The following is a 17,301-nucleotide window of genomic DNA, read 5'->3' as shown; positions in this document are numbered from 1 at the left end:
TAAGTGGGTTACTCTTTGAAAAAAGAGTACGGGTACCGGAAATAATATGTGAAAATTTACCCCTTTACGGGGAAGTTGTTGTAGTTGTGAATGTAGAAACAGAAGATACTCCTGAAATAGGTGACTTCAGGGTAGAAATATCAGATATGTTTCTTAAAAAACTCATTGTAACGCAACAAATGTACAAATTATTTTGGAATAGCAAAGTCTTAACATAATAAATTAATAAGTCCTTTTTTGGAGAAATATTTTGTGTAATTGATTAAAAACGTTACATTTATTGGATAAACTATAATGAATATCCAATGAAAAATTCAAAAAAAATTAAAAGAGAGTATTTAAAATCAATTAATGGAGGTGGAATAGGTAATTGCTATGAAAATTGTCCAGTAGGTCCTTATGGACCGAATGAACCAAGATCATGCGGAGATTATCATGGATTACCGGAATGCTGCAAAAGAAGAGTACTAGTAAGTATGGATTGTGTTGGTCCATATTAATTCCTTCAAATAATAGAAGAGCATTGTTGTACTACTATGCTCTTTATTTATAATCTTAAAATTAAAACAGTATGAAAGCAATTAAAAAATTATCAAGAGAACAAAAGAAAAGCATCAGTGGTGGTGCAACACAAATCCAAATTGAAGCATGCGGTAGTGAGCAGTTAGTATGCTTTATGGGAGGAGGTAGATGGGGATGTTGGCTAACGCCTGGTGGAAAATGTTATCCTCCAAAACTGTAATTCGAATCAAATTAAAATCATTCAAAATCTTAATAGTATGAAAAAATTATCAAGAACAAGCTTAAAAAGTATTAACGGGAATGGAATGTCCGGTTGTGCAGGATGTCCAACAGGCGGAAATTATGGAGATGGCCCAGAGTATACCAACAGCTGTATGGCTTTTTGGGGATTATCTCCAAATTGCAGAAACTGTGTAGATGTAAGTGCAGATTGCTATGGACCGGATTATTCTGATTATTTCGGTAACTAAATACAATTTGTAATAACTATACTATTCAATACCATCAAAAAATTAAAACAACTATGAAAAATTTAAAGAAATTAAACAGAAAAGCCCTTGAAGAATTACATGGAGCAGGACCGTCAAGATGTAGTGGGTGTCCACAAAATGCGACTTTTGGAAATGGACCAAATGATTATTCATGCGAAACCTATCATGCACTTCCTACTTATTGTAAAATGTGTGTAATTGTAAGCAGTGATTGCATGGACGGCGGAGTTTCTTAACACATCTGGTTCATCAAATAAAAAAAGCACTGTAAAAATTACAGTGCTTTATTTTTTAACAGTTAGTAGGAAAGTAAGGTCCTCTTGGAAGGCATATAGGTTCTCCAAAGCATCCCGTGGCACAAATTTGACTGATTCCACAGTAGCTGCAGGTTTCTGATCCTCCGTTTACATTTTTAAGATTTTCTCTGTTTAATTTCTTTAAATTTTTCATGTTAATTATTATTAGTGTGAAGTATAAAAATAATAATTTATTCACTACTAAAAGAAATAATTATATTTTTTTGAGAAATTTAACAAATATTCAATTAGTTTTTGCTTTTGCTTCTTTGTTGATAACATTAAAAAAAGCACTGTGAAAACAGTGCTTTTTGTTTACTTTATACTTTTAGAAAGATCAAGCATAGCTTCAATAGGCTTCAATGCTTTTAATCTTAATTCTTCGTCGATAAGAATTTCCGGAAGCTCGTATTTCATACATAAATACAATTTTTCCATTGTATTACGTTTCATATAGAAACATTCTGAGCAGTTACAGCTTTCATCAAAAACCAATGCAGGAATCAATTCCTTGTGTGGTGCACGTTTTCTCATCTCATGAAGGATACCTTCTTCTGTTGCAATGATGAACTTCTGACAATCGTCTTTTTCTACATAATCCAATAGAGCAGAAGTGGAACCAATGAAGTGAGCTAATTTTAAAACAGCTTCTTCACTTTCAGGGTGTGCAATCATTTTTGAATCTGGATTGTCTGCAAGCTGCTGTGCAATTCTTTCCATTGAAAATGCTTCGTGTACGATGCAGCTTCCGTCCCAAAGGATCATATCACGACCTGTTTTTTTAGATAAATATCTTCCCAGGTTTTTGTCCGGAGCAAAAATGATAGGTCGGTCTTTTGGAAGGGCTTCAATTACTGTTTCCGCATTTGAGCTTGTTACGATGATATCACTTTCAGCTTTTGTTTCTGCATTACAGTTAATGTAAGTGGCAATTAAAGCATCAGGATGTTGTTCACGCATTTTTCTTAATCCTTCTCCTGAACATCCGTCTGCTAGAGAGCAGCCAGCCATTGTATCAGGAAGAACTACTTTTTTAGTTGGGTTAAGGATTTTTGCAGCTTCAGCCATGAAATGTACCCCGCAGAATACAATCATATCAGCATTTGTATCCTTTGCCTGTCTTGCCAATTGTAAAGAATCTCCAAGGAAATCAGCAATATCCTGAATTTCTCCCGGTTGGTAATAATGGGCAAGGATTACAGCGTTTTTCTCTTCCTTAAGCTTCAGAATGGCTTTCACCAGTTCTTCTCCCTGAGGAATCGCTATATCTTTTATATCCAGGAATCCTTTTACAGGAATCGCAGATTTAGCTTTTTCTAATGTTTCGGTACTCATATCAACCTTAATGTTTTTTATTATCAAAAGTTAGAGGTAAGAAATTAGAAGTTAGATTGCGATGAAAGTACATTACTTCCATCTTCTGACCTCCATCTTCCAGCCATTAATTATTGATAAAACTTTTTATTAAACTTTCTATTTCTTTTTTAGCTTCATCAAGATCGGAATTGATTACGATCCTGTCAAATTCTTTGGCATAAGACATTTCTTCTTCAGCTTTTTCAACGCGGGTTTTGATGGTTTCCGCATCATCCGTATTTCTTGAAATCAATCTTCGTTCCAGTTCTTCAATGGAAGGCGGTTCTATAAAAATAGACAAAGCCTTTTCTCCGAAGTATTTTTTCAGGGAGATTCCTCCTTTTACATCTACATCAAAAATAACAACTTTTCCCTGATTCCAGATCTTTTCCACTTCAGATTTTAAAGTTCCGTAATATTTATCAGTGTATACTTCTTCATATTCTACAAAGGCATCTTCAGAAATTTTTTGTCTGAATTCATCAGGTGATAAAAAATGATAGTCTACTGCATGTACTTCACTTCCTCTTGGCTGTCTTGTCGTACATGAGATTGAAAATTCCAGTTCCGGGAACGTTTCCAGGGAATGCTTTACCAATGTAGTTTTTCCGCTTCCAGATGGCGCTGAAAATATAATTACTTTATCCATTTAGATTAGAGATTTTTAGATTGGAGAGATGAGACAGCATCTCATAACCTCCTGTCTATAGGTCTATGGTCTATAATACGTTTAACGTTTGTTCTTTAATTTTTTCCAAATCATCCTTCATTCTCACTACAAGTTTCTGAATTTCAGCATGATTGGCTTTGGAGCCTAATGTATTGATCTCTCTTCCGATTTCCTGAGAAATAAAGCCCAGTTTTTTACCATTGAAAGATTCATTGTCCATTACTTCCTTATAATATTTCAAATGTTGAGTAAGCCTTACCTTTTCTTCTGAAATATCCAGTTTTTCTGTGAAGTAGGCCATTTCCTGGTAGAAACGGGTTTCATCCACATTTTCGAATTCTTTCAGAGACTTTTGGTAGCGTTCTTTCACACTCACAATTCTTTCTTCTTCGAAAGGAATCACTTCGCTCAGATATTTATCAATGTTTTGAATATTTCTGTTAAGCTCTTCGTGTAAATTGCTGCCTTCAGTTTTTCTGAACTCTTCAAAACGGTCTACTGCAGCATTAACGATTTTCGCTAGTGCTTCCCATTCGCCTTCTGTAAGTTCATCAGGTCTTGAGGTGATGGCATCCGGAAGTCTTACTGCCATTTTCAGATATTCGAAATCAGGACCATCAGATGCAATATTTTTAAGTTCCTTGATGTATGAATCAATTAAACCTTTATTGATTTTTACATCATTAGATTCTTCAAGGTTTTCAATATTGACGTAGCAGTCAACTTTTCCACGGATAATTCTATCGTTAAGAATTTTTCTGATCTCAAATTCTTTTTCTTTATAGCGTAAAGGAATTTTGATATTTAAATCAAAGCTCTTGCTGTTCAGTGATTTAATATCTATTGTTATTTTTTTTCCTTCAAAAACATCTTCGGCTCTACCGAAGCCAGTCATTGATAAAATCATAGTTTTTTATTGTTCTACAAAGATAAACATTTAAATTAGCACAGTGAAATCTGTAAAAGATTCTATTTTATGGATAAAATAATGAATGTGCATCGATGAAAAATCTGATTTCTGTAGTAGGACCCACCGGAATAGGGAAGACAAAACTGGCAATTGATCTGGCAAAACATTTCAATACCGAAATTGTTTCCTGTGATTCCCGACAGTTTTTTAAGGAAATGAAAATCGGAACAGCAGCACCATCTGAAGAAGAATTAGCTGAAGCACCTCATCATTTTATCGGAAATCTTTCTGTAGAAGAATACTATTCTATCGGGCAATACGAAGAAGATACCCTGAAAAAGCTCAATGAACTTTTCCAAAATCATAACACCGTCATTCTTGTTGGTGGAAGTATGATGTATGAAAAAGCGGTGATTGAAGGATTGAATGACTTGCCTGAAGCCAATATTGAGAATCAGGAAAAGCTTCAGAAAATGATGGAGGAAGAAGGAGTAGAAAAACTTCAGGAAATTTTAAAGGAACTGGATCCTGAGTATTTTGAAGTAGTGGATATTCACAACCACAGAAGACTTTTACGTGCTATTGACGTGATCTGGCAAACCGATAAAAAATACTCTGAACAGATTGCTGTTTCTCAGGATTCAAGAGATTTTAATGTGATAAGAATCGGAATTGAGGCTCCAAGGGAAGAATTGTATGACAGAATCAACCGCAGGGTTGATATCATGATGGAAAAAGGGCTTTTGGATGAGGTAAAAGGTTTGGAGAAATTCAAAGGATTGACCGCATTGAATACGGTTGGTTATGCTGAATTATTCAAATATTTCGATGGTGAATGGGATCTTGATTTTGCCGTTTCTGAAATTAAAAAGAACAGCCGCAGATATGCTAAACGCCAACTGACATGGTATAGAAAGGCGGATGATATTCATTATTTACATTTGGGATATTCTCAACAGGATTATGATGCCCTGATTCTTTGGATTACTGAACAATTTCCGAAATAATTTCCTCTATATTTTAAGCTAAATTTCACGCAGATCCCGCGAATTTCGCATATGGTTGCGTGTAACATTTTCAGACTTTATTAAGGATTAAAATAAATGTTAGTAACAAAAAATGCAGTCCTATAAAGAACTGCATTTCAAACAATATAATTTAATTTACTACTTCCAACCGCCGCCTAGCGCTCTGTATAAATCTACAATGCTGCTTAATCTCTGTCTTTTAATGGAAGCAAGATTCAACTCGGCCTGAAGAGAATTTCCCTGTGCGGTAATCACTTCAAGATAATTAGCTGAACCTCCTCTGTAAAGAAGTTGTGCACTTTTAATTCCATCTTTCAATGTCGTAGTTTGCTCAGTTGCTTTTTGTTCCTGAACTTTCAGATTTTCATTAGAAACCAAAGCATTGGAAACTTCACCTACTGCATTTAATACAGATTGACGGAATGCCAATACATTTTTCTCTCTTTGAATTTTAGCCACCTCAAAATCAGTTTTCAATTGTCTTTTCTGGAAAATAGGTTGAGTAATTCCTCCTAAAACAGATCCGAATAATGAGGCAGGAATCTGAAACCAGTTATCAAATTTGAATGAATTCACGCCACCGTTAGCCGTAATTTTTAAAGCTGGGTACATATTAGCCTGGGCAATTCCTACCATGGCATTAGATTCCAGTAAAACTAGTTCTTGCTGGCGTACATCCGGTCTGCGGCTCACCATAGCTGCCGGAAGACCTGCCATGATATTCTGAGGTAGGGAAGTGTCAGACATTTCAAGAGTTCTGTTGATTTTATTAGGTGTTTCTCCTATCAGAATACTCAAGGCGTTTTCCTGAATCGCAATATTTTGTTCCAATTGAGAAATCAAAAGTTCAGTAGCCTGTTTCTGAGCACTTGCCTGCTGAACACCCAATGAAGTTGTATCGCCACTTTCCCACATTTTTTGGGTAATCATCAGAGTATTGCTGCTTAGTTCCAGATTAGATTTTGCAATAGTTAATTGCTTATCAAGCATCAAAAGATTGTAATATCCTTGTGCAATAGCTGCTACAACTTGAGTCTGAATGGCTTTTGAACCTTCATACGTCTGCAGGTACTGCATTCTGGAAACTTCCTGCTGATTTTTAATTTTCCCCCAGATATCAGCTTCCCAAGATAAATTGAATGCTGCATTATAATCTTCAACATGGCTTTGTCCTAAAAATAGGTTTAAGCTCTGTCCGTTCATGCTGTTCTTGGATGGCTTAGAAATCTGAGCCGCTACTCCAAAACCAACATCAGGATATTGCATATATTTTGCCTGTTTCAGTTTTTCCTGTGAAGAAGCCACCTGTTTTAAGGCAATTTGAAGATCATAATTATTTTTAATTCCTTTTTCAATCAATCCTTGTAGAATTGGATCATTGAAAAATTGTTTCCATTCCAGATTGGCAATGCTTGCTGTATCAGCAGTAGCCGTGTACTGGAATTTTTCCGGTAGCGGAAGGTCCGGCTCCGTGTATGCCAGTTTTGACACACACGAAACAGATCCTAAAGCTATGGCGAATGTTAATATAATATTTTTTAGTCTTTTCATAGTTTTGGTTTAATGACTTAAATAATATTGAGGTTTATTATTTCCCACAGATTACTCAGATTTACACGGATGTTTATGGATAGGAAAATCGGAGATTTTCAAAAACTTATGTGTACTTCTTGTGCTCAAAGCTTTTAACTTAAAAAAACTTAAGTGTTTAAAATCTTTTGTGGCTTTTGACTTCGTCGAATCTTCGATTTGTGGTTTATACATTTCATTATTATTTAATTAATAGTACTAGCTAAAAGTTCTTCTTCCATCTGCTTTTTAAGAAGTCTTTTTTTCTTTTTGCTTGGCATTTTTTCATGCAGATATTGGAAAACCACATACATTACCGGAATAATGAAAATCCCGAATACCACTCCTGTAAGCATTCCTCCTACAGTACTGTAACCAATAGAGTGGTTTCCTTTTGCAGAAGCTCCCTGTGTCCAAACCAATGGAAGCATCCCTACGATGAAAGCAAAAGAGGTCATCAGGATTGGTCTTAAACGTAATCTTGAAGCCTGAAGGGCAGATTCAATTAATGATCGTCCTGCTTTTCTTCGCTGTACGGCAAATTCCACAATCAGGATGGCATTTTTAGCCAGTAACCCGACTAACATGATTAATCCTACCTGTACATAAATATTGTTATCAATTCCAGCCAGCCCTGTAAAGGCAAATACTCCAAATATTCCGGTTGGAATAGTTAAAATAATGGCAAATGGAAGAATATAACTCTCATACTGAGCAGCCAATAGGAAGTATACAAACAAAATACTTAGAAGGAAGATGAAAGTTGTTTGCCCTCCTGTTTTAATCTCCTCACGGGTGATTCCTGTCCACTCATAACCGTAACCTCTCGGAAGTGATTTCTGAGCAACTTCTTCTACTGCTTTAATAGCATCTCCGGTACTGTATCCTGGTTTTGGAGTTCCATTAATCGTTACCGCGTTGAAAAGGTTGTTTCTGGTTACTGTTTCAGGGCCAAAGGTTCTTTTTAAAGTTACCAATGTCTTTGCAGGAACCATTTCTCCTGATTTATTTTTTACATAAATTCCCTCCAGAGAGTTAATATCTGTACGATAAGGAATATCCGCCTGAGCCATTACTCTATAATATTTTCCAAATCGGTTGAAATCTGAAACGAAGCTACTTCCGTAATAAATCTGCATAGTTTGCATTAATTCTGTTACAGAAACTCCTAGCTGATTGGCTTTATCTGTATCCACATTAATAGTGTATTGAGGGTTTCCGGCAGCAAATGTTGTAAATGCAAATGCAATTTCCGGCCGTTTCATCAGTTCACCAATGAATTGCTGAGTGGTTGTTCCCAATTGTTCAAAAGAACCGTTGGTTTTATCCTGAAGCATAAATTCAAAACCGGACACGTTACCAAATCCCTGGATGGTAGGGAAGTTAAAGAAGAAAGCATTAGCATCCTTCACTTGGCTTACTTTTCCTGTTAATGTAGCAGCAATCTGATCCGGATCTTTCATATCTCCACGCTTGTCATAATCTTTAAGCTTGATGAACCCTGCAGAATAAGGAGAAGCATTAGCATTACTGATAAAGTTCATTCCATCAGCTACCCAAAGGTGATTGGTTGCTTTCTCGCCGTTAATGATTTTGTCAATCTGCGCAGTTGCGTTATGTGTTCTTTCCAATGAACTTCCCGGAGGAGTATTCACTGCATATAATACAAACCCTTGGTCCTCCGTTGGAATAAATCCAGATGGAGCCTTTTTAATCATAAAAATACTAGCAGCAGTAATCAAAACAAGACCTCCAATGGCTACCCATTTATTTTTGATTAAAAACTTAAGGCTGTAAATATATTTTTTAGTCATGTTGTTGAAGCTGGCATTAAATGCATTGAAAAATCTTGCTCCAAAACCTTTTTTATGACCATGCTCACCATGTTCTCCCTGAGGATCATTTAGGAACAAAGCACATAATGCAGGGCTTAATGTCAAAGCATTCACCGCTGAAATCATAATAGCAATTGCCAGTGTAAAGGCAAATTGTCTGTAGAAAACCCCAGCAGGTCCTTGCATAAATCCAACCGGAATAAATACCGCACACATCACCAATGTAATGGAGATAATCGCTCCTGAGATCTCACTCATAGAGTTCATGGTGGCGTGTTCCACAGGCATTCCCGTCTGTTCCATTTTGGAATGGACGGCTTCAACCACTACAATAGCATCATCCACTACAATACCGATGGCCAGTACCAATGCAAATAAAGTAAGCATGTTAATACTGAAACCAAATAACTGCAGGAAGAAGAAGGTTCCGATAATCGCTACGGGTACTGCAATGGCAGGGATTAAAGTAGATCTGAAATCCTGAAGGAAGATAAATACTACAATAAATACCAAAATGAAAGCAATTACTAAAGTTTCCACTACCTGATGAATAGAAGCATCAAGGAAATCTTTAGAATTATACATGATAATGGGCTTCACACCTTTAGGCAGGGTAGTACTGAATTGGTCTACCTGCTTTTCAATTTCAGTTAGTATCTCATTGGCATTGGAACCTGCTGTTTGTAAAATAGCAAATCCGGCAACCGGTTTCCCATCTACTCTGTTTGTTGCTGTATAGGTATAAGAACCGAATTCTACTCTTGCAACATCTTTTAATCTTAGGAATGATCCATCACTATTTGCTTTGATGGCGATGCTTTCATAATCTTCACCCTTGTTTAGTTTTCCTTTATATTTAAGGATATACTCGTAAGTTTCCTTACTTCCCTGCCCAAGACGTCCCGGAGCAGCTTCAAGGTTGTGATCTTTAATAGCATTCAAAACTTCCTGTGGAGAAAGATTGTTGGCAGCCAGTCTATCCGGTTTCAGCCAGATTCTCATAGAATAATCTCTAGTTCCGAAAACCTGTGCCTGTGCAACCCCTGGAATACGCTGGATCTGTGGAATCACGTTGATCTTAAGGTAATTTTGTAAGAAGAGTTCATCATATTGTTTTGGATCATCGCTGGATAATCCCATGAACATGATCATACTATTCTGAACTTTCTGAGTGGAAATTCCCGCCTGTACAACTTCCTGAGGAAGCTGGCTCATTGCTTTTGAGACACGGTTTTGCACGTTTACAGCAGCATTATCAGGATCAGATCCCTGCTTAAAGAAAACGCTTAGCGTCATGGTTCCGTCATTACTGGAATTGGAAGTCATGTAAGTCATGTTCTCAACCCCATTCACAGCCTCCTCAATAGGAGTAGCCACAGAACGTGCCACTACTTCAGCATTCGCTCCCGGATAAAAAGCCGTTACCTGAACACTTGGTGGGGCGATATCCGGAAAGAGAGCAATTGGCAAATTAAAGAGAGACAAGGCTCCCAATAATAAGAGTATTATGGAGATGACCGTTGAAAGTACCGGTCTTTCTATAAATTGTTTTAACATAAGAAGTTTATTTTTTTAAGTCTTCCGTTTCAGAATATTTACAAAGGTTTTGCTCTCAATAAACTGTCTGAGGAAATAGCTTTAGGTTTGATAGAAACACCATCTTTCAGGTTTCCGATTCCTGTGTAGACAATTTTTTCTCCCGGTGAAAGTCCTTCAGAGATAAAGTAATAACTGTCTGTTTTTCCAGAAATTTTGATAGGTCTTCCGGTTACTTTCTTATTCTTATCCATTACATATACATACGTTTTATCCTGAATTTCGAAAGTAGATTCCTGTGGAATAACAACTGCATTGGATATCAGTTGTGGCATGCGTATTCTTCCCGTATTTCCGGTTCTCAGTGCTCCGCTGGTGTTAGGGAAAACAGCTCTTACGCTGATGGCTCCTGTTGTTTTATCAAACTGTCCGTCTACAATACTTAATCTTCCTTTTTCAGGGTAAGTACTGTTATCTGCAATGACCAAGTCTACCATGGGCATATTTTTCAGTTTTTCTTCTAAAGTGGCTCCCGGATATTTATTTTGAAAAGCAATAAAATCAAGTTCACTTAAAGAGAAATACGCATAAATTTCGCTGATGTCTGATAATAAAGTCAATGGATTAGGGTCTGTTCTTGAGATCAGACTTCCCTTTTTGAAAGGGATTCTTCCTATATAACCGCTTACCGGTGCTGTAATGGTCGTAAATCCTACATTGATTCTGGCGCTTCCAACTGATGCTCTGGCTTGTGCGGATGCAGCTACTGCAGCTTCATAATTAGCTTTTGCTGTTTTAAGTTGCACATCAGAAACTACTTTTGCAGCTACCAAAGGCTGGAGTCTGTCAACTTCCACTTTAGCTTTCTGTATATTGGCATTGGCTGCCTGAAGATTAGCCTGAGCCATATTCATCTGCTCGCCATAGCTTCTTGAATCTATCTTAAATAAAGGTTGTCCGGCTCTTACATAAGCACCTTCCTCTACATAAATTCTATCAAGATATCCATCAACCTGAGATCTGATTTCCACATTGTTTTTTCCTTCCAAAGCAGTCGGGAATTCTTGATAAGTGGTAGCAGGAGAGGTGATAACGGTATAAACCGGAAGTTCAGGAGCTGGTGGTGCATTATTAGATCCTTCTGCAGCTTTGGTGCAGCTCTGTAAAAGAATTATACTTGAAATAAGTACAATAAACCTTGTTTTTCCAGGTATTTTCATTGTTAGTTTAATTTTTTTAATGAAGTGAGATTTAAGTAATGTTTTTCTTTAATAAATGCTGTTCTTTTTCCTAACAGTGTTAATGATTAGTTCAAAAAAAATTACAGAATTTTTAATGTCCGATCAGATCGATTGTTTCCATAATTGAAAAATGTTTTAATGTATTTAAGTATATAAAGATGTGAGGTGTAATAAGTGTTAATTTTTCTAACGGTGTTAATTATAAAAGAAAAATAAGTACCTTCAACAATTCAACAAAGTAGAGTTTTGCATAAATAGTTTTTGTTTTTAATCAGAAATCAACAGTTGAATGCTATTAATTCAGTGTTAAATTTCCTAACGGTGTTAATTTTAGTTCAAAAAAATATTATAAAGACTTAATAAAAGATGAAACTGTTTCATCTAAAGTCGATTTATTCATCGTAGACGGAATATCACCTGTACGCATCATCATAATGGAAATCATTCCATGTACCGCTGAAAACAGAGCATGAGACATGTGACATGCATTATCTGTATTCGAACCGTTTTTCTCAATAATGTTATAAGTACATTCGTAAATCAGTTCCTGGAATGAGGAAAACTCCTTTTTCATCTGCCCTTTTCCACAACACTGCATTCCCAAACCAAACATCAGTTGGTAATATTCTTTATTATTAAAAGCAAAGCTCCAATATGCATCTACAACAGCAACAAGTTGCTCTTCAGGAGTATCAAATTTTTGTTGCGCCTTTAATAGTTCTATATGTAATTTGTGGAAGCCATCTAATGAGATTTCAAATAGAATAGCATCCTTGTTTTCGAAATAATCATACACCACCGGTGCGCTGTACTCAATAGCGTCTGCTATTTTACGCATGGAAAGTGATGCCCAGCCTTCAGATTTAGCCAAATTGAAAGCCGCCTGCAAAATATTTGCACGGATGGATTCTTTTTCTCTTTGACGACGTTCATGTAAGCCCATGATATTCTTTTCTAACAGTGTTAGCAAAACTACAAACTTTTAAAGATAACTTCCAAACGTTATTTTAATTTTAATGAAAAAAGGAGGTTGGAAAATTTTTTTGGAAGCTGGAAGAATGAGAACTGGAAGTAGTTTAAGTGTATAATGTGGAAATGATTGTAAAAATTAATAAAGTATATAGCTTTACTCGATAAATACATCGGGAAGAATAGCTTCCGTCTTTCAGTTCCCATCTTCCTTACCATATAACGAAAGAAATTTCTATCTTTGTGAAACTAAAGAAAAAGGATATGAATACTCCCTCCAATATGTTGGCATTAGGAACAAAAGCTCCGTTTTTTGAGCTTCCAAACCCGTCAAAAACGAATGAACTTCAGTCTTTAGAAGAACTGAAAGGAGAAAAAGGAACATTGGTTATCTTCATGTGCAACCACTGTCCGTTTGTTCTTCATGTAATTGATAAAATCAATGAATTGTATGAAGACTACAATGAAAAAGGAATTGAATTCATTGCGATCAATGCTAATGATATTGAAAAATATCCGGATGATTCTCCTGAAAAAATGATTGAATTCCAAATCGAAAGAAGATTTGATTTCCCTTATTTATTTGATGAGAGCCAGACTATCGCTAAAGCTTATGATGCAGCTTGTACTCCTGATTTCTATTTCTTTGATGATAAATTGGATCTTGTATACAGAGGTCAGATGGATGAATCAAGACCTGGGAATAATAAGGATATCACTGGAGAAGACCTGATTATTGCTTTTGAAAATCTTTTAGCTGGAGAACCACAGGAAGAAATTCAGAGACCAAGTATGGGATGCAATATTAAATGGAAATAGTTCCGTTACCGGTTCTTATTTGTTATAATATATAGCTGTTCTTTTTAGGACAGCTTTTTTATTGCCCATAGATTACTCAGATGTTTATCCCGTTTTTATTTGCCACGAATTCACGAATGATTTTATTCGTGAATTCGTGGCTATTATAACATTCTCGTAGATTTAGGAGATTATGCAGATTTTTTGTTGCTGTATGATTCTATAACGCAAACATCTGCGAAATTAGCGAGATCTGCGTGATATTTTATTTGTATAAATTTTAAATGAAATATTTTCTCGCAGATTTTTTGATCTTGTATCATTTTATAACACAAACATCTGTGAAGTCTGTGAGATCTGTGCGAAATTCACACATTCACTTTATTATGCGCATAATCCTTAATAAACTCTGAAGGTGTCTTACCCGTATACTTTTTAAACATCCTGTTGAAATAAGTCACATTATTAAAACCACAGCTATAACTGCATTCTGAGATAGATTTATCCTGAGCCATCAGAAGGCAGGCTTTATTAATCCGGTATCGGTTCACAAATTCTGTAAAGGTGATCTGTGTTGCTTTTTTAAAGAAATTACAAAAGGCAGGTAAGGTGAGATTGGCGAGTTTTGCAACATCTTCAATATTAATTTCCTTGTCGTAATGGTGTTCTACGTAGGTGAAAATATTTTCAAGACGGGTTTTATTCTTTGAAATGATGGTGTAGGGCATAATTTCCTTGTTCAAAAGATCATAATCTTTACACTTTGACAATTCGAAAAGAATTTCAAGCAACAACAGATATCTTTTATAACCTTCCGATTCCAGCATCAGCTTTAATTTCGGAAGCAGGGCTTTCTTTACTTTATGATGAAAATGAATCCCATATTTTGAAAGTTCAAGCAAATTTTTGATGGATCGGGCTTCCACTTCCTGTTGGGGAAACTGGAGAATCTCTTCCTTGAACTGAAGGACAATTTCTTCATGCGGATCAATAGAATTTAATCCAAATCCTGAATGTGGAATATTGGAACCTATCAGAACCAGATCACCATGAGTATAATTACTTTTATGATAGCCAACGTGGCGGGTTCCGCTCCCTGAAATGACACATACCAGTTCAATTTCGGGATGATAATGATATTCCCATTTGAATTCTGAAATAGGGGAGTTATTATGAATCGTACGAAACGAGCTTTTCTCATTGGGAATTACTCTTTCAAAAGTAACTTTCATTTAGTTAATCATATTTATTCACTAAAAATACTAATTATATTAATATTGTTCAAATATTGATTTATTGTGTTAAATTATTGTGAACAGAAATGCTTCTATCTTAGCCGCAAAGAAATAACCTGAATGAAAAACTTCAACATCAAGGCGGTTCTGTTTTTAAACTATTTTGTTTTCGCAATTCTTCTGAATTCTGTAGGAACTGTTATTTTACAGGTTCAGCAGAACTTTGGAATTTCGAAATCATCTGCCAGTATATTGGAAGGATTTAAAGACCTCCCGATTGCCATCTGTTCTTTCATTCTGGCATCATTTCTTCCTAAAATAGGCATCAAAAAATCTATGCTGATCGCATTGTTTTTGGTGAGTGGAATGTGCTTTGTGATGCCGTTTACCAATGATTTTTGGGTCTTTAAATTATTATTTGCCATCGTAGGAGTTTCTTTTGCATTGATTAAAATTTCTGTTTTCACCTCTATTGGTCTGGTAACAGAAACAGATAAAGAGCACTCAAGCTTTATGGGCTTTCTGGAAGGGTTTTTCATGATTGGAGTATTAGCAGGAAATCTATTGTTCAGTTTATATATTGACGATCATAATCCGAAATCTACCCATTGGCTGAATGTATATTGGGTTTTGGGAGCTCTTTCTACGCTGTCTTTTTTGTTTTTATTCTTTTCAAAACTAAATGAAAAAGCCGCGAAAAGTGAGAGAACCGATTGGTTGGGAGATCTGAAAAACAGTGCAAGCTTATTCAGTTATAAAAAAGTATTATGCTTTTTACTATGTGCTTTCCTTTTTGTATTGGTAGAGCAGAGTTTTCAGACATGGACTCCTACATTTTATAAAGAAATTTTAAAAGTTCCTACTTCTATGAGTATTCAGGCAGGAGCAGTTTTGGCGGGAGCTTTTGCATTGGGAAGGTTTCTATCCGGGTTCTTTTCCAGAAAGATCAGTTGGATTTATGTGGTATCATTCTGTGTGATTGGATTTGCAGTAAGTTTACTTTTGGTCCTTCCATTAACTCACAATATTCATATTGATGCTGGTACAAACTGGCTGAATGCACCACTTGTAGTGTATTTATTTCCATTAATGGGCGGTTTGCTGGCTCCAATTTATCCGAGTATCAACTCTGTGATTCTGGCTTCCATTCCTAAATATTTACACAGCGCAATGTCCGGACTGATTGTAGTTTTTTCTGCGATTGGAGGAACAATAGGCTCAATTATTACAGGTTTTGTATTTCAGGAATTCAGTGGGCAACAGGCATTTTACCTGTCTCTGATTCCGCTTTCGCTGTTAATTACTTCGGCCATTTTCATGAATAAATTAAAAATCAATCCTAAAAAATAACTATGAATAATCAGCTTTATATCAAAGAAATTCAGGTCCTTTTTGACGCAGTACAGAAATCAAAAATTTTTGAAGATCAGAAAATGATGACGGATGCAGTTCCTTTATTTCCGATTGCAGAGATTAATGCAAAATATGAGCAGGAGAAAGATGCTGCAGGCTTTGATCTGAAACATTTTGTGATGACTCATTTTGATTTTTTAGGAGCTAAAATATCTGTTCGGAGAGAAGATCATCTTCCCATCGATCAGCATATAGAAAAGCTATGGGATGAACTTACACGTAACGCTTATGAAGAAAAGGGAACACTTTTAAAATTACCAAAGCCTTATGTCGTTCCAGGTGGACGTTTCAATGAGTTTTTTTATTGGGACAGTTATTTTATCATGCTTGGACTACAGGTTTCCGGGAGAGTGGAAATGATGGAGAATATTGTGGAAAACTGTTCTTATTTGATTCAGAATGTTGGATTTGTTCCCAATGCGAGTAGAACCCATTTTTTAAGCCGGTCACAACCGCCTTATTTTTCATTAATGCTGGAACTTCTTGCTGAGACAAAGAATGATGAAGCTATTTATTCAAAATATCATGATACTTTGGAAAAGGAATATGCTTTCTGGATGAATGGAGAAGAGGAAGCAGAAAGTGGTTCGGGATTCAAAAGAGTTGTAAAAACCCAGGATGGAGATATCCTGAACAGATATTATGATGCTGAAAATGTACCTCGCCCTGAAAGCTATCTGATTGATATTGAAGATCAGGAGAATGCTTCGGGAGAAGAATTTTACAGAAATATAAGAAGCGCCTGTGAATCGGGCTGGGATTTTTCCAGCAGATGGTTTGCAGACGGAGAACATATTCAGACAATAGAAACCCTGAATCTTGCTGAGGTTGATTTAAACTGTCTTTTATGGCATTTGGAAACTACATTGGCAAGATCATCAGCACTTCAGCATCTGAAAGACAAAGAAAATTATTTTACTGAAAGAGCAGCAAAGCGAAGACATATGATTAATAAATACTTCTGGGATGAAAAGACGAAGATTTACAAAGATTATCATATTAAAAAAAACACAAAAACACCGTCTGAACATATTGCTGCTCTTTACCCTTTATTCCTTGGAATTGCAGATCAGGAGCAAGCCAAAGCAATAGCTGAAACTATTTCTGGAAAGTTTTTATATCCGGGTGGGTTGGTTACTACTACCCAAAAAACAGGGCAACAATGGGATTTACCCAATGCCTGGGCACCTTATCAATGGCTTGGCTTTAAAGCAATGAAAAATTATGATTTTAATGAACTGGCTGAAAAAATTAAAAATAACTGGTGTTTCAATGTAGAAAGGGTCTACAAGAATACAGGGAAACTGATGGAAAAATACAATGCATTAGATACGGAAACAATAGCAGGAGGCGGGGAATATCCCAATCAGGATGGATTCGGTTGGACAAATGGAGTGTATTTAAAACTACAACAAAACTGAAACTAACAATA

At 36.0% G+C, this 17,301-nt stretch carries 17 protein-coding genes; 8 read left to right on the top strand and 9 right to left on the bottom strand.

Annotation, left to right across the window (positions count from 1 at the left end; genetic code table 11):
* Positions 1 to 305: 305 nt before the first annotated feature.
* The 4 genes from BLS98_RS17100 to BLS98_RS23105 all read left to right on the top strand — a co-directional run bounded on the left by BLS98_RS17100 (position 306) and on the right by BLS98_RS23105 (position 1,249).
* The gene (locus tag BLS98_RS17100) at positions 306 to 500 is read left to right on the top strand and encodes a bacteriocin-like protein (protein WP_089737740.1); all 195 of its coding nucleotides are present in this window, start codon (positions 306 to 308) and stop codon (positions 498 to 500) included.
* 71 nt (positions 501 to 571) lie between these two features.
* Positions 572 to 742: a bacteriocin-like protein gene (locus BLS98_RS23400; RefSeq protein ID WP_167356245.1), complete on the top strand. Its 171-nt coding sequence runs from the start codon at positions 572 to 574 to the stop codon at positions 740 to 742.
* Between the two features lie 37 nt (positions 743 to 779).
* Positions 780 to 992 carry a hypothetical protein gene (locus BLS98_RS17095; protein WP_089737738.1) on the top strand — a complete coding sequence of 71 codons (213 nt, stop codon included), beginning with the start codon at positions 780 to 782 and terminating at the stop codon, positions 990 to 992.
* A 53-nt stretch (positions 993 to 1,045) separates the two neighbouring features.
* A complete protein-coding gene (locus tag BLS98_RS23105; RefSeq protein WP_139166144.1) occupies positions 1,046 to 1,249 on the top strand; it encodes a bacteriocin-like protein in 204 nt (67 codons plus the stop codon).
* 55 nt (positions 1,250 to 1,304) lie between these two features.
* Here the strand turns inward: BLS98_RS23105 and BLS98_RS23505 are convergent, their stop codons facing one another.
* The 4 genes from BLS98_RS23505 to BLS98_RS17080 form a co-directional block, all read right to left on the bottom strand.
* Positions 1,305 to 1,463, bottom strand: coding sequence for a bacteriocin-like protein (locus tag BLS98_RS23505; RefSeq protein ID WP_181575116.1), 159 nt, complete (start codon positions 1,461 to 1,463; stop codon positions 1,305 to 1,307).
* A gap of 161 nt (positions 1,464 to 1,624) precedes the next feature.
* On the bottom strand, positions 1,625 to 2,644 hold the full coding sequence (gene nadA, locus BLS98_RS17090) for a quinolinate synthase NadA (protein WP_089737736.1): 1,020 nt from the start codon (positions 2,642 to 2,644) through the stop codon (positions 1,625 to 1,627).
* 106 nt (positions 2,645 to 2,750) lie between these two features.
* Positions 2,751 to 3,314, bottom strand: coding sequence for a guanylate kinase (gmk, locus tag BLS98_RS17085; RefSeq protein ID WP_089737734.1), 564 nt, complete (start codon positions 3,312 to 3,314; stop codon positions 2,751 to 2,753).
* Between the two features lie 70 nt (positions 3,315 to 3,384).
* Entirely contained in the window at positions 3,385 to 4,242 is an 858-nt protein-coding gene (locus BLS98_RS17080) for a YicC/YloC family endoribonuclease (RefSeq protein WP_089737731.1), read from the bottom strand.
* A 95-nt stretch (positions 4,243 to 4,337) separates the two neighbouring features.
* On the opposite strand from BLS98_RS17080, the gene miaA reads away from it, so the two are divergent.
* On the top strand, positions 4,338 to 5,252 hold the full coding sequence (gene miaA, locus BLS98_RS17075) for a tRNA (adenosine(37)-N6)-dimethylallyltransferase MiaA (protein WP_089737730.1): 915 nt from the start codon (positions 4,338 to 4,340) through the stop codon (positions 5,250 to 5,252).
* A gap of 159 nt (positions 5,253 to 5,411) precedes the next feature.
* Here the strand turns inward: miaA and BLS98_RS17070 are convergent, their stop codons facing one another.
* From BLS98_RS17070 to BLS98_RS17055, 4 genes are all read right to left on the bottom strand, one after another.
* Positions 5,412 to 6,824 carry an efflux transporter outer membrane subunit gene (locus tag BLS98_RS17070; RefSeq protein ID WP_089737728.1) on the bottom strand — a complete coding sequence of 471 codons (1,413 nt, stop codon included), beginning with the start codon at positions 6,822 to 6,824 and terminating at the stop codon, positions 5,412 to 5,414.
* 224 nt (positions 6,825 to 7,048) lie between these two features.
* The gene (locus BLS98_RS17065; protein ID WP_089737724.1) at positions 7,049 to 10,234 is read right to left on the bottom strand and encodes an efflux RND transporter permease subunit; all 3,186 of its coding nucleotides are present in this window, start codon (positions 10,232 to 10,234) and stop codon (positions 7,049 to 7,051) included.
* Between the two features lie 38 nt (positions 10,235 to 10,272).
* The gene (locus BLS98_RS17060; protein ID WP_089737723.1) at positions 10,273 to 11,433 is read right to left on the bottom strand and encodes an efflux RND transporter periplasmic adaptor subunit; all 1,161 of its coding nucleotides are present in this window, start codon (positions 11,431 to 11,433) and stop codon (positions 10,273 to 10,275) included.
* A 367-nt stretch (positions 11,434 to 11,800) separates the two neighbouring features.
* Positions 11,801 to 12,424 (bottom strand): TetR/AcrR family transcriptional regulator, encoded by a 624-nt coding sequence (locus BLS98_RS17055; protein ID WP_228436030.1) that lies wholly within the window; start codon positions 12,422 to 12,424, stop codon positions 11,801 to 11,803.
* A gap of 263 nt (positions 12,425 to 12,687) precedes the next feature.
* Between BLS98_RS17055 and BLS98_RS17050 the strand changes: the two genes are divergently transcribed.
* A complete protein-coding gene (locus BLS98_RS17050; protein WP_089737719.1) occupies positions 12,688 to 13,242 on the top strand; it encodes a thioredoxin family protein in 555 nt (184 codons plus the stop codon).
* Between the two features lie 347 nt (positions 13,243 to 13,589).
* On the opposite strand, the gene BLS98_RS17045 is transcribed toward BLS98_RS17050, so the two are convergent.
* Positions 13,590 to 14,453: an AraC family transcriptional regulator gene (locus BLS98_RS17045; RefSeq protein WP_089737717.1), complete on the bottom strand. Its 864-nt coding sequence runs from the start codon at positions 14,451 to 14,453 to the stop codon at positions 13,590 to 13,592.
* A 123-nt stretch (positions 14,454 to 14,576) separates the two neighbouring features.
* Here BLS98_RS17045 and BLS98_RS17040 point away from each other — a divergent pair, with 123 nt between their 5' ends.
* Both BLS98_RS17040 and BLS98_RS17035 read left to right on the top strand, forming a co-directional pair.
* Positions 14,577 to 15,806, top strand: a complete 1,230-nt coding sequence (locus BLS98_RS17040) for an MFS transporter (RefSeq protein ID WP_089737715.1) — start codon at positions 14,577 to 14,579, stop codon at positions 15,804 to 15,806.
* Between the two features lie 2 nt (positions 15,807 to 15,808).
* Positions 15,809 to 17,290 (top strand): trehalase family glycosidase, encoded by a 1,482-nt coding sequence (locus BLS98_RS17035; protein ID WP_089737713.1) that lies wholly within the window; start codon positions 15,809 to 15,811, stop codon positions 17,288 to 17,290.
* The last annotated feature ends 11 nt before the right edge of the window (positions 17,291 to 17,301 follow it).

It is taken from the genome of Chryseobacterium jejuense, assembly GCF_900100075.1.
GTDB classification, from domain to species: domain Bacteria; phylum Bacteroidota; class Bacteroidia; order Flavobacteriales; family Weeksellaceae; genus Chryseobacterium; species Chryseobacterium jejuense.
Note: the sequence above shows the minus strand (reverse complement) of the source record. Positions and strands in the feature narration are given on the sequence as shown.

Excerpts from the sequence above, each read along its gene's own strand:
- BLS98_RS17100 (WP_089737740.1), top strand. The coding sequence starts at position 306 with ATGAAAAATTCAAAAAAAATTAAAAGAGAGTATTTAAAATCAATTAAT.
- BLS98_RS23400 (WP_167356245.1), top strand. The coding sequence starts at position 572 with ATGAAAGCAATTAAAAAATTATCAAGAGAACAAAAGAAAAGCATCAGT.
- BLS98_RS17095 (WP_089737738.1), top strand. The coding sequence starts at position 780 with ATGAAAAAATTATCAAGAACAAGCTTAAAAAGTATTAACGGGAATGGA.
- BLS98_RS23105 (WP_139166144.1), top strand. The coding sequence starts at position 1,046 with ATGAAAAATTTAAAGAAATTAAACAGAAAAGCCCTTGAAGAATTACAT.
- BLS98_RS23505 (WP_181575116.1), bottom strand. The coding sequence starts at position 1,463 with ATGAAAAATTTAAAGAAATTAAACAGAGAAAATCTTAAAAATGTAAAC.
- nadA (WP_089737736.1), bottom strand. The coding sequence starts at position 2,644 with ATGAGTACCGAAACATTAGAAAAAGCTAAATCTGCGATTCCTGTAAAA.
- gmk (WP_089737734.1), bottom strand. The coding sequence starts at position 3,314 with ATGGATAAAGTAATTATATTTTCAGCGCCATCTGGAAGCGGAAAAACT.
- BLS98_RS17080 (WP_089737731.1), bottom strand. The coding sequence starts at position 4,242 with ATGATTTTATCAATGACTGGCTTCGGTAGAGCCGAAGATGTTTTTGAA.
- miaA (WP_089737730.1), top strand. The coding sequence starts at position 4,338 with ATGAAAAATCTGATTTCTGTAGTAGGACCCACCGGAATAGGGAAGACA.
- BLS98_RS17070 (WP_089737728.1), bottom strand. The coding sequence starts at position 6,824 with ATGAAAAGACTAAAAAATATTATATTAACATTCGCCATAGCTTTAGGA.
- BLS98_RS17065 (WP_089737724.1), bottom strand. The coding sequence starts at position 10,234 with ATGTTAAAACAATTTATAGAAAGACCGGTACTTTCAACGGTCATCTCC.
- BLS98_RS17060 (WP_089737723.1), bottom strand. The coding sequence starts at position 11,433 with ATGAAAATACCTGGAAAAACAAGGTTTATTGTACTTATTTCAAGTATA.
- BLS98_RS17050 (WP_089737719.1), top strand. The coding sequence starts at position 12,688 with ATGAATACTCCCTCCAATATGTTGGCATTAGGAACAAAAGCTCCGTTT.
- BLS98_RS17045 (WP_089737717.1), bottom strand. The coding sequence starts at position 14,453 with ATGAAAGTTACTTTTGAAAGAGTAATTCCCAATGAGAAAAGCTCGTTT.
- BLS98_RS17040 (WP_089737715.1), top strand. The coding sequence starts at position 14,577 with ATGAAAAACTTCAACATCAAGGCGGTTCTGTTTTTAAACTATTTTGTT.
- BLS98_RS17035 (WP_089737713.1), top strand. The coding sequence starts at position 15,809 with ATGAATAATCAGCTTTATATCAAAGAAATTCAGGTCCTTTTTGACGCA.